The following is an 11600-nucleotide window of genomic DNA, read 5'->3' as shown; positions in this document are numbered from 1 at the left end:
GAAGGTACGCATGGGCCGGTGCACTGACTGGGTGAATGGATGTCAGGTGCGATTATATCGCCTCAGGCCTTGCGGTTGCAGGTCTGGGGATTAAATTAGACCGTGTGAAGTCACGGATTCAGGAAAACAATAACTATATAATTTTCAGGTATTTATATTATTGATAATTAAAACCCAATGTCGTATATTTGAAGATCATAGTAGTTGTTTTAAAGAGGTAGCGGTTAATGGCTTTGACCACGCTCAAAAGTAGAATCAAATACCGCCTGAGTAGGAGTAAGGATACTGTCTTTACGCCGAAGGATTTTATTGACCTTTCCGGGAGAGATCAGGTGGGTCGAGTGTTGCGTGATCTCATGTCAGAAGGGGTTGTTATTAGGTTCGGCTATGGGCTGTACGCCAAAGCTGATAAGTCGCCGTATTCTGGCAAGATTGTTCCGAAGAAGCCCCTGCCTGAGTTGGCTGAGGAAGCATTGAACAAGCTAGGTGTGAAGGTCGTTGCCTCGACTGTCAAGGAGCTCTATAACAGCGGCAAGTCAACACAGGTTCCGACTGGACGAGTAATTGGTGTAAAGGGGCGTATATCTCGCAAAATAGGCTATAACGGGCAGTCGGTGAAGCTAGAGCATGTCACTTGATAAAGAGGTCGCAGAGTATCTATCTAGGGAAGAGGGGATAGATCCCGCTTTCATCGAAAAAGACTGGCACGCCGTGAGAGTGTTGCAAGCGCTCTCCCATCATTCCCATGAAGGCATCACGACCATCTTCACAGGTGGAACCAGCCTCTCCAAAGGTTACGGCCTGTTGAAACGCTTTTCTGAGGATCTTGATTTCAGGGCGCAGATAGATGGGACATTAAGTGCCAATAAACTCAGAAAGCTAAAAAGTGCCTTTCGAAAAGGGGTTATCAACGCCTTACGCGAGATCGAGGACCTTTCATTTGAAGAGGATGACATTGTCGTTGACGGCCTGGGCTTCAAAATTCAGCTCACCTATCCGAAAAAATTTGAATCTCCCCACGGAATCAGGCCTGAGCTTCAAATAGAGTTCAGTTACACGCAGCCTCGATTAAACACCGAGCATCGTCCCATAGCGTCAATGATTGCTCGTTATGCGGGTAATCCAGACGAAACTGGTTTTCTCTGCCTCTCTCCAGTGGAGATAGCGGCGGATAAGTTCAGCAGTCTTACATGGCGGGTTCACAAGCGAAACAGAGAGGACGAGAAGGACGATCCGGCCATGCTTCGCCATCTCCATGACTTGTGTGAATTGAGAGGCATGATTGACGCAGATAATGCTCTTTTCATCTCCACCACCCTAGAATCCTTTGCAACCGACCAGCAAAGACTAAACCGTCAGGTGGGTATGGCGTTGAAAGACGCTGCGCTGACAGCTTCTACCATATTGCAGCGCGATGCTCTCTATGAGGAGGAGTATCAGCAATTCGTTGATGCTATGTCCTATGCTCCTGAGGATGAGCGAGTCGATTTCGCTCAAGCAGTAGATAATTTTCAAAAACTGGCAAATTTATTGGACGCCTAGCACCAATACAGGCAAGGTTTTTGAGGTTGATGAACCCCAGTCGTCAATCGGGGGATTGTAAGCCGACAATGGATCTACTCTCTGTGAATAGGCCTGTCTGGACTCACCCTCATACGCGCGAATTCGGTCTTTAACTGAATTCTTCAGCTCGTGAATGCTGTTTGGGCTCAATCCCGAATCCACGGACGGCTGCAAAACCAGTGTAGACGTTCCTCATGCGTTCAAGTGAGCAATGTGCTATTTGCTAGTTGGACGACTACTCAGGCTCTCTCCTCAACCCATCTCGACGCGGCAAAAGGATCCTTTTTCCAACACACGCGAACCTTTGTAGATGCAGTGCCAATGTTCGCTTTTGTTTTAGAGCGGGCCTTCTCCATGAAAGCCCATTGGGTTTTATTCGAAAAAACGAACCAGGGCAGTGTATTCGACCCGGTTTACAGGCACGTCGTCTTGCTCTGCCGCTGATTGTACTTCGGTAAGTATAGAGTCTCGTAGCCAGAAGGATCGGGATTTGCCCTCGCGCGGGGAGGCTAGGTACTGGATCTTCTTGGTCTTTCTGTCCGCGATGAGTTTCTTCATTGCTTCATCGAACACTTCTTGCATCAAAACGTCATCTTGCACGGCCTTCATTTTGATTGCTCTGTGAAGGTCATCTGGCATTTTCACTTGTTGAAGGGTTCTCTCAGCCTTTTTCGCGGTCGTCATCTACTGCCTCACTGTTTGCACACCGGCGTGGCAATCATGGCGGCGTCCGGTGCTGCAACTGATTAGAGAATTCAATCCGAGTCAATGCAATTGAACTTATAGTTGTGTACGAAACCAATTAATTCTATATGAATTAACCCGTTAACGATATACAACCCAGGGCCAAAACGCAGGCGGGTTAGATGGTCTCAGGTAATGCAATAAGTAGCGGGGATGGCTGGCTCTGATGTGCGAGAGGCAGCGTTATTTTAAAGGTGGCCCCATGGTCAGTGGGTTCCAGAACGATAAGCCCACCCATTTTATCGATTAGCGTCTTGCAAATAGATAGGCCGAGGCCGAGGCCGCTTGATTTGTTGGAGTGGATGAAGGGCTCAAAGATTTGTGAGCCAAGATGTGCAGGGACACCTGGGCCATTGTCGGAAACTGAGAGGGTTACAAATCGTCCTTCTTCATCAATTGCTCCCTGGATATCGATGCGGGGGTCAGCCACTGGTTTCTCCAAAATGGCGTAAAGGGCATTATCGATCAGATTCCCGAGAACATGCATAAGCGCGGAGTCAGACGCCACAACCTCTACTTCGACGTCCCTCACAGAGAGCGTCACCTGGCTCATACGATCTGCGTTCAGTTTTGCTGCCCGCGCAATTACCTCCACCAATGATATCGGTCTCAGCTCTAAAGATGGCGTTGCAGTAGGGGCAAGGAAATCTCTAAGCTCGCGCACCATTAGCTGAATGCGTTGAAGCCCCTCTGTGGCGTCGGCCAAAGCTTCAACCCGCACGGCATCGTCACTGTGGTTAGCGGCTACACGCGCAGCAGACAGGGCGTAATTCAGAGGGTTCCCAATTTCATGGATGAGTGCGCCGGCAAAGTGGTTGAGTGTTCTCCAGCGCTCTGAGTGGATTAGTTGAGCCTCTTTGGCTTTGAGTTCGCAGATTGCCTTTTCGAGTTCGCTGTTTTTGCTTTCCAGCAGCCTTTCGAGGCGAGTGCGTTGCACCAAATTGAAAACGCGCGTAGTGAGTTCTGGGCCCGAAAACGGCTTTGATAAAAAGTCATCAACGCCAAGCTTTAGAGCCTGCTCTTTAACATTGCTCCTAGTGTTCGCTGCGAGAAGTATTACGGGGATGGAGCGCAGCTCTTTGCTTGCTTTCAACTCCGTAAGTATGTCGATGCCATCTTTGTCTGGCAGCATGTGGTCGAGAAGCACAGCCGAGGGTTGGCATTCACGTATGGTTTCAACCGCGGATCCCCCGTCGGCAACACGAATAATGTCGTAGCTGCTTTGGAAGAGGTCTACTAGGACTGCTGCGATATCGTCCTCATCATCAACGATCACGAGTTTCGGGCGGGCGATGACGCCTCTATCCGAACTTTTCATGAGATCGGCAAGCGATTTACGGAGAGCGATTGCATCAAACGGCTTTCCTAGAAATGCATCGGATCCCGCATCGATCGCCGCCTGTTTTGTTAGTGGATCGTTTTTAGCGGTCAGCATCATGATCGGGACTGTTTGGCCATTCGGCTGGCGCCTGCACCAGGCGACAAACTCTGCACCACTCATTCCAGGAAGCATCTGATCACTGATCACACAGCTTGGCCTGGTCTGCTCAAACAGCTTCTGGCCCTCGTAGGCGTCAACGGCAATCTGTACCTCGAATTCCGACGCCAACACTGTTCTGATATAGGCGGCCATATCTGGCTCATCATCAACAACGAGACACAATGGCTTATTGCCGGCGCTCACGGCAGATCGTTGTTCGAAGCTGTTGAGACAGTCAACTTCTGCACTTCGGAAGAGGTCAACCCTTTCATCCTCTGTCGAAAAGGTTTCATCGATTACCTGGTTTGTAATAGGGAAGGAGACAGTAAACGTCGCTCCAATATTGGGTTTGCTGGAAACATCGATGCTTCCGCCATGGGCTGAGACGATCTCTCTAACGAGGGCCAATCCTATGCCTGTTCCGTGGTACCGGCGGGTCTGCGATCCGTCGGCTTGACGGTATCTCTCGAAAATTACTTTGTGGTCTTTCGGGTCAATGCCAATGCCATTATCTTTCACGGTAAGCACCGCCTTGCTCCCTTGCCTGACCAGGGACACGCTGACTTCTCCGTTTTTTGCTGGCGAAAACTTGTAGGCGTTCTGTATGAGGTTAAAGCAGACACGCTCCAGCTGCATTTCACTGCCCATCACGGGAATGACCTCATCACCAATGTTTACTAGGAGTTTCCGCCCACTTTGAGAGTGGAATAGAGCCGAGAGTTGGTCCGCCGTGGATTTAACGACGCGATCAAAGGCTAGTGGTGAGAGTTTCGCGTGCTTTTTGCCGGACTCAAAGCTCATCACTTCAAGAACATCATTCACCAGCTTAATCAATCGGGAGCCATTTCTGACGATTCGCTCGATAACCTCGCGGGAATGCTCGGACAGTTGGTTGCCCTCGTTTTCCAGCAGGTGTTTAGCAGGACCAACGATGACTGTAAGGGGCGTGCGGAGCTCGTGGGAGACGTTAGCAAGGAATTCTGATTTCAGGCGATCCATTTCCTTCAGCTCGGAATTCTTCCGCTGAATTTCCTGCTCTTGGCAAAACGTATAAAAACGCTCTCGCTCTGAAAAGTAAGCAGCAATGTTGGCAACGACACCGGTGAGAAATATGAAGTAAGAGTTATTGATCACGATGCGCCAGGCACCGTCCGGGATTCCCGAGGCGGCGCTGACAGCCAAATAGCTTGCAAGGGTTAAACAGGTGTAGAACAGCGCTTCTTTGAATGAGAGCCCCAACATAAATCCGATGCCCAGCAATACAAGATTGATGCCGGCATAGTAGGTCGAAGTCGCTCCATCAGTCTGATAGATAATGATCACTACCGTTAAAATCACCGATGAAGTGAAGGCTGTTGTGACCAGGAATAGGTAGGGCTTCACGGATGGCAAGGTGGTAATGCAGTACATCGCCATAAGAAAAGCGACTTCTGCGACACGCAGGAACGCAAACTGCACAAACTGCTCAGGGTAAACAACGTAATCCAGAGGGATGCCGAGAGTTACGATCACAATCGAGATCAGGCAGCCAATTCGATTGAGGTAAGCTCGATCAGCCAGGTTTTTCTGTTTATAAGCGGGGCGATAATGCTCTAAGTGAGATACATCACCGAAAGCAGGGCTGAACTGCGTGAGGCTACGCGTGAGCGACTTGAGCATTACTTTGGCCCACCCTGGCCATAAAGGATTCAATAGCGGACTGGTATTGAGGCCAGTTTTCAAACATCGGCATGTGCCCACTCCCATCAATGAGCGCCAGACTACTGTTGGGGAATAAATCTGAAAGCTCTTTAGTTCGTTCTAGGGACACATACGGGTCGCGGTTGCCACACATTACCAACACTGGACATTGAATGCTCGGAATGATGTAGCTGAGGTCCATGTTGGCCAAGTCTCTAAAATAGATGCCCATGGATACGCCGCTGATTTTCTGAAGAGCGGGGAAATAGTAGGGCAAGTAGGCTTGAAAGTCGGGTCGATTGATGACGCTTTTGGGCTCTGCCAGTACATCACCAATGAACAGTTTGTGAACGCCCAAAGTTAGGGAGCTGACCCGCAACGCTGGTGAAATCAAAGCCCGGCCTAAACCGCCCAGCTTGTTTGCCATCCATTGAAAAGCAGCGTAGATGCCGCCTTCTTCCTTTCCGGTTACTGCGCCACCTATTGATACGAGACCTCGAACTCGATCGGGCACCACGGCTGCGGCAGCTATCGCAGCATGCGCGCCTGTTGAGTGTCCTACCAGGATAAACGATGTCGTGGATCCAAGTAGCTGGTTAATTTGTTCAAGTACCGAACTGGCAAGACTATCAGCAGACAGTTTTGATGAAGGGCCAAGTGAGGCCGATGGATAGTGACCAGGCAAACCAATGACGAAGATTGGGCGGTCGCCGAATACAGATAGGTGGGAAGGCCACCAAAAATAAATAGAACAAAGAAGACCATGGATTAATACAACGGGCGTGCCTGGCGCGTTCTCATTGAATGCAAGGCATCTGAAACCATTAATCGCTATTTCCCTTGGGGGCAGAGGCGCCATATCCAAATCTTCCTTTGAAATCCTTTGCGTGTAAAATACTAGTTAGCGGTTGGTATTTCCGGGCACGGAGCCACAATTCGGGACAACATATCGCTGAAATGGGCACTAGTCAGCAGATTTAACTTTGCTGATGCAGAAAAATGGAAGCCCTAAACCGTCCAACACCACAAGGACTGTGCGTGATTCACTGTATTTCAGGGCAACCTGATGTGATCGGTCGTCACCTCCCTGGCGACGACGTCATTTTTCACTCCTATGACCAACCGCTACCGTCATTTCCGGTCGGCGCGATCCTTATACTGCATGAGCCACCTTTAGCCTGGCTCAAGAACCCTGCTCAGATCCAAACTTCGACACATCGAATACTGCTCGCGGAAAACCCGTCTGCCGGTGCGATCAAGCTCGCGGTTAATCAGATCGGTGTGGTTCGAATTTCTGATTTGGCCAGCCTCTCAAAAGCCATTAAAGAGTTATTCCGAGACTCCGCGCTTATGGCGGCTCAACGTATGGTGGAGGGGCCTGCCGTATGAGCACCCCTCAGATTAGAGTGGCCTTTGTTGATGACGAACCAAGAACTTTGCGAGCTTTCCAATGGGAGTTTGGTGAGCACTTTCACATTAAGACCTTTCTTGAAGGGCGTGAGTTGCTGACCGCGCTGGACGCCGGTGAACAGTTTGACGTATTGATCAGTGATCAACGCATGCCTGGGATGACTGGCGACGAAGTTTTAAAAGAGGTTAGCAAGCGATATCCGCCAATACGCAGGCTGGTTATGACGGCCTATGCGGATGTGGGCCCACTTCAAATTTGTGTGAATGAGGCGGGTATTGACGGATACCTTGAAAAGCCTTGGGATCCGGACGAGGTCCGAGATTTTATAGTAAGGGCACACGGTAGACTTCTGCAGGCGCGAAGCCGAGAGCTACGGCGTATTGCGGCGGGGAACGATCGCTGGTCATCTATTCAAAAGTCCAGGATCTCAGGCGTTGCACAAATGTGCGAGGCCTTGGGTTTCAATTCCACGGTACAAACTTCTTTTTATCAGGCCTTGGAGCTTTCTGCCTTCTTCAGGCCATTCGATTGGTCTGATTTGCTGCTGATAGATTCGTCATCTGAACAGGAGCTGATCCTCGACTTTCTTTCATCCATCGAATCTTTGATGTTGCTCGGGTCAGAGTTTAATGATCCCTGCCGACGCGCGCTTTTTTACTGGTGGATGCTACTCAAAGCATGCCCAGAAGGGCAGGGAAGTAGTTTTTTCAAACAGTGCCACGCGAACGGGACGATATCTCTGTCTTTTGATGCTGGCGCCCCTTTTGGGGACAGCATTTTTGATCCGTGCGGTGACCGGGATCTTAAAACCATACGGCGAAACGCTCTTCTTCTTTTGGTTATCCAGGAGCTCCAACCGCTGGGTGGCAGCCTACTCCTGGTGCCAGACAACGCAAGGTTCAAAGGGGATCTCCTGATGGGGCCCGAATCAGGGAAGGCGACATGGGCTATGTAAGCGTCACTATCGTCTATCCCTTTCGCATACTTGCAGATGCGTTTAGCTCCAGCATCAACAAGCTACCGGACTTTTACGTTTCGAACCAAGTTGAATCGCTGGTGGAACTCTGGGAAAGCGTGGAAGAGACTGATTTAGTCCTGGTTGATGCCGATCTTCTCAAACAATCTTGTTTCAGAGACATTCGGAAAATCATGGCTAGCTTTCCGGGCGTACAAATAATTGTGATTGGCATAGTGTCGGCGCCTGAAGTGCTGATTACGAAAGGTTGTGCTGGTTACATTGACCTTCATCGAGGATTTGACGAGGCTCTCCACCTGATTACGAGAGTTGGCAGAGGCGCGACCGGGGGTATTTTGTCGAGCTCCAAGTCGTCCAGTGAAAGCACCTTGGATACCCTTTCACAGCGGGAAAGCCAAACCCTAAAACTGATATGGGATGGCATGACAAATAAGGAAATATGTGACTTTCTGGGAGTGAAACAGCAAACCGTTAGTTCCTATGTGAATCGCCTCTGTGAAAAGCTCGGTGTAGAGTCGCGTAACGGGATTTTTCTACTGAGCCACCGGCTGAGAGATAAAACGCTGTAGGTTTTTTAAGGCAGGATTTGCCTGTTTCTTACTACAGACACTTTACAATCCGTAACATAGACTTCTCCAGTATATACGGACATATATTGAAGGAAGCATGAAGATGATTGCACTGACGAAAGGACGCTCAGTATCAACCTCGCTGTTTGTCTGTCTTCGGGACGCGAAGACGGGCGGATTCACCACCAATTTTTATCAAGCGGTCTCGGTGGATCCTTCGGTATCGTTTAGCACACCTAACCGACGTAACGACGTTCTGAATTCGATCGCACTGAATATTCTGGCAATTGCCTTTCCTGGAGAAGAGATGGAGCTCCCAGTTGGACGCTGCTCAACAATTGCTGTGAGCCTTCATCAGTTATTCGCTGATCAAGTGCTTTCAACCATGCCAGAGGAGGGCGGAAATCTGCCCTGCGAAGTTGTCAAAGATTGGGCCCGCGAAATTAGTTTAAACACGGTGATGGAGCCAACAAAACTAAGCGCTTAGGGCCGTCATTGAGTTGCTCTTCACCGTTTTTTGGTTGCTCCGGGCCGTCATCTGGTTGTGACAAACCTTCTTTGGGTTGTTTCTCTGAGACATTCTTGCGCGGTGTATCGCGTATGGTACACTCCAAAAAGGTTGTCATCGGAGGAACCGCAATAATGAACAGCGCCGCCCCGATCCACCCCGGTATTCATCTGGGACACGAAGTTGAGCGCCATGAATTGAGCAAGCGCCAGACCGCCGAATCGCTCCAAATTGGAAGAATGACTCTTTACCGTCTGATTAAGGGTGAAGCCGATATAACCGTTGATTTGGCGTTGCGCCTGGAAGCGGGTTTCGGGGTTCCAGCGGTGAAATGGCTGGAGATGCAGGCAGATTATGATCGATGGCGAAACGAAAAGACGGGTTCGGATGTTTCCCGAATCCCTCGGTTGGTAGAGCCCGAATCCAAGCCTCAGCAGGAATTAAATATGATTTTCTAACAGGCAAAAGAAAAGGCCCGATCTGGTAAATCGGGCCTTTCAAGAAAAATGGGCACCAAGCTGCAACTTGAGTGCCTGATGTGCGAGCTCCGCGCTAAACGAAGGACCACACGAACAGCCTTCATACTAGCGCGTCATAGCTCCCTTTTGCAAGAAATAAGGGTAGAGAATGACGACAGCACCTCTCTACACGCTCTGTTTGCCCATGGAAAGGGATATGCAGCGTGGCGACATCACCTAATAAAAGGCCTGAAAACGAGGCGTTTTCAAAGCCAGGCTCCTCTTTAATTCGTGTCTTCAACGAGGCGCCGTACCTTTGTCGATGCTCCGACAATAAAACGGCAGCTTACGTTAAGCCGCGGGCTAATGCGGTTAATTGGCCGTACATGCAGGTCAATCGGCGAAATGTTGTTTCCTGGTTGGTCTTTGATTTAGACCATTCCAATCCGATGATTTGGGAGGATGCGGCTTTACCACCCCCTAATCTCATCGTCCGCAATCCAAAAACCAGCAGCGCCCACCTCTTTTATGCCATTACCCCAGTCCTGACGGGCCCTAATGCGCGGCAGAAGCCCATCGATTTCATGAAAGCTGTATATCGATCAATGGCACAGAAGCTTGGGGCAGATCTCGCTTACAGTGGCCCTGTTGCAAAAACGCCTGGTCATCCATGGTGGGAAACTTCAGAGCTTCATAACGGCGAATACTCCCTCAGCGAATTGCAGCCGGCAGGTGAGCTTGAATATATGCCGCCTTGGCGAGGCGCACCCAACCTCGAAATTGTTAGCCACTCCCGGCATTGCACCCTGTTTGAGCAGGTTCGGTTTTTCGCCTATGCGATTGTCCAGGAGGAACGGCAAAGGGGTTCTGAGAGCTCTTTTATCCGCAGAGTAGAGCAGTATGCCCGGAGCAAAAATAGGTTTTCCGGGCGGCATTACAAATCCGGCAAGCTTCGCCAGAGCCAGGTTCGCGCCACGGTGAAATCAATCACTCGATGGACTTGGACAAAATATTACGGTGCAGCTGACTGCGCGCGCGGAACCATGCTCCTAAACCCTGAGATGCCTTTGGCTGATAAGCAGAGTTTGGCAGCTAAACACACGCACAAAACGCGAACCAGAAAGACAGAAAAGAAAATTCGCACGGCGGTAAGCAACCTGAAGGCTCAGGGCGTTGAATTGACTCAGAAGGCTGTCGCTGAGGCCGCAGGACTTTCACGCCAGACTGTGGCCAAACACAAACACTTATTGAACGTGACCGGCCGAAATGTCGTTGATTTTCTCTCAGAAAAACGGCGGCTGAATGCCCGCAAATCTAATGTTAAAAATGCTGTCTATCAGATAACTGCTTTGCTGGTTGTTCCTGCTTTATATGATCGAGGCTGTTATCTAGTGCCGGAGCGGACGTTGCGAACGGTGTCGCCATCGGCAACCAGGATGAGGTTACGGGATTACCTGGATCCGGATACAAGTTAACCCGCTGGTTTTTATCGATTGCATTTTCCTACCGGGAAACTGGGCGCAAGCATTCACATGGAAGTATTAGTTCTGATCCCACAGGCTTGTGTCTTTTTTCTCGGGTGGCTACTGTATCTATATGATTCCATTAAATTCATGAGGTTAGGTTTGTATGCGAACGATTGGGCAGCTTTGCGATGAGCACAGAAAAAAAGTTTCTCAAGGTGGTAAAGAACCTTTTTATCTTACTGTTGTTGAACCTTTGCTTGATGAAATAGAGAAGAGTGTAGATCTCAAAGGTAGCTATGAGTTGAGCGGAAGGTTTGACGTGAAAGCCATTGCGAAATTTCGGAAACGCGACAAAATCTCCCAGGCGCTGTGGATTGACTATACAGCTGAGGCCCCTGATGGTGGGCCTTCACTGATGGTTTGGATCGAACCGGAAGATCTTCCAGAAAAGTTCAAATCTGAGATCGTAACGCATCCTTCAGGTTCTTTATTTCTGATTCCACGGAATTGGATTGCTGCCGATTTTTCTCAAATTGTCCGGTTTGATGCTTAAGTTTATGTATCGTTCGTTATCAACATTTCTCTATTATCCGGGTAAATGCCTTCGATGGCTGATCTGGAATGGTAATCCCCCCATTTTTAGCGGGGTTCAAAAGTAGACCTCAGGCCATCATGGCCAACTTCTGTTGAGGAGTAATCCCTCCGAGTCCCATATTGGGTCGTTCGTGATTGTAGTGCCAGAGCC

Annotated in this window: 12 protein-coding genes; 9 read left to right on the top strand and 3 right to left on the bottom strand. The window is 49.6% G+C overall.

The features are described 5' to 3' along the window. Window positions 1-227: 227 nt before the first annotated feature. Both MDHKLMBL_RS20420 and MDHKLMBL_RS20415 read left to right on the top strand, forming a co-directional pair. Entirely contained in the window at window positions 228-638 is a 411-nt protein-coding gene (locus MDHKLMBL_RS20420; protein ID WP_104272541.1) for a DUF6088 family protein, read from the top strand. After that, window positions 628-1542, top strand: a complete 915-nt coding sequence (locus tag MDHKLMBL_RS20415) for a nucleotidyl transferase AbiEii/AbiGii toxin family protein (RefSeq protein ID WP_104272539.1) — start codon at window positions 628-630, stop codon at window positions 1540-1542. Before MDHKLMBL_RS20420 ends, MDHKLMBL_RS20415 begins: the two co-directional genes overlap by 11 nt. Window positions 1543-1935: 393 nt before the next feature. On the opposite strand, the gene MDHKLMBL_RS20410 is transcribed toward MDHKLMBL_RS20415, so the two are convergent. The 3 genes from MDHKLMBL_RS20410 to MDHKLMBL_RS20400 form a co-directional block, all read right to left on the bottom strand. Beyond that, window positions 1936-2247, bottom strand: a complete 312-nt coding sequence (locus MDHKLMBL_RS20410) for a hypothetical protein (protein WP_104272537.1) — start codon at window positions 2245-2247, stop codon at window positions 1936-1938. 178 nt (window positions 2248-2425) lie between these two features. After that, window positions 2426-5446, bottom strand: coding sequence for an ATP-binding protein (locus MDHKLMBL_RS20405; protein ID WP_158254303.1), 3021 nt, complete (start codon window positions 5444-5446; stop codon window positions 2426-2428). Continuing rightward, window positions 5424-6326: an alpha/beta fold hydrolase gene (locus MDHKLMBL_RS20400; RefSeq protein ID WP_104272534.1), complete on the bottom strand. Its 903-nt coding sequence runs from the start codon at window positions 6324-6326 to the stop codon at window positions 5424-5426. The genes MDHKLMBL_RS20405 and MDHKLMBL_RS20400 overlap by 23 nt, the downstream gene beginning before the upstream one ends. Window positions 6327-6466: 140 nt before the next feature. Here MDHKLMBL_RS20400 and MDHKLMBL_RS20395 point away from each other — a divergent pair, with 140 nt between their 5' ends. From MDHKLMBL_RS20395 to MDHKLMBL_RS20365, 7 genes are all read left to right on the top strand, one after another. After that, complete coding sequence (locus MDHKLMBL_RS20395) at window positions 6467-6856, top strand: hypothetical protein (protein WP_146083443.1); 390 nt, start codon at window positions 6467-6469, stop codon at window positions 6854-6856. Beyond that, entirely contained in the window at window positions 6853-7833 is a 981-nt protein-coding gene (locus tag MDHKLMBL_RS20390) for a response regulator (protein ID WP_104272530.1), read from the top strand. Before MDHKLMBL_RS20395 ends, MDHKLMBL_RS20390 begins: the two co-directional genes overlap by 4 nt. Next, on the top strand, window positions 7821-8423 hold the full coding sequence (locus MDHKLMBL_RS20385) for a helix-turn-helix transcriptional regulator (RefSeq protein WP_104272527.1): 603 nt from the start codon (window positions 7821-7823) through the stop codon (window positions 8421-8423). Before MDHKLMBL_RS20390 ends, MDHKLMBL_RS20385 begins: the two co-directional genes overlap by 13 nt. Window positions 8424-8526: 103 nt before the next feature. Beyond that, on the top strand, window positions 8527-8910 hold the full coding sequence (locus MDHKLMBL_RS20380; RefSeq protein ID WP_104272525.1) for a hypothetical protein: 384 nt from the start codon (window positions 8527-8529) through the stop codon (window positions 8908-8910). A 155-nt stretch (window positions 8911-9065) separates the two neighbouring features. Then, window positions 9066-9389, top strand: coding sequence for a HigA family addiction module antitoxin (locus MDHKLMBL_RS20375; RefSeq protein WP_158254302.1), 324 nt, complete (start codon window positions 9066-9068; stop codon window positions 9387-9389). 224 nt (window positions 9390-9613) lie between these two features. Beyond that, a complete protein-coding gene (locus MDHKLMBL_RS20370) occupies window positions 9614-10864 on the top strand; it encodes a replication initiation protein (RefSeq protein WP_146083442.1) in 1251 nt (416 codons plus the stop codon). Window positions 10865-11018: 154 nt separating this feature from the next. Continuing rightward, the gene (locus MDHKLMBL_RS20365) at window positions 11019-11408 is read left to right on the top strand and encodes a hypothetical protein (RefSeq protein WP_104272519.1); all 390 of its coding nucleotides are present in this window, start codon (window positions 11019-11021) and stop codon (window positions 11406-11408) included. The last annotated feature ends 192 nt before the right edge of the window (window positions 11409-11600 follow it).

The sequence above is a fragment of the Marinobacter flavimaris genome, assembly GCF_002933295.1.
Lineage (GTDB): Bacteria > Pseudomonadota > Gammaproteobacteria > Pseudomonadales > Oleiphilaceae > Marinobacter > Marinobacter flavimaris.
Note: the sequence above shows the minus strand (reverse complement) of the source record. Positions and strands in the feature narration are given on the sequence as shown.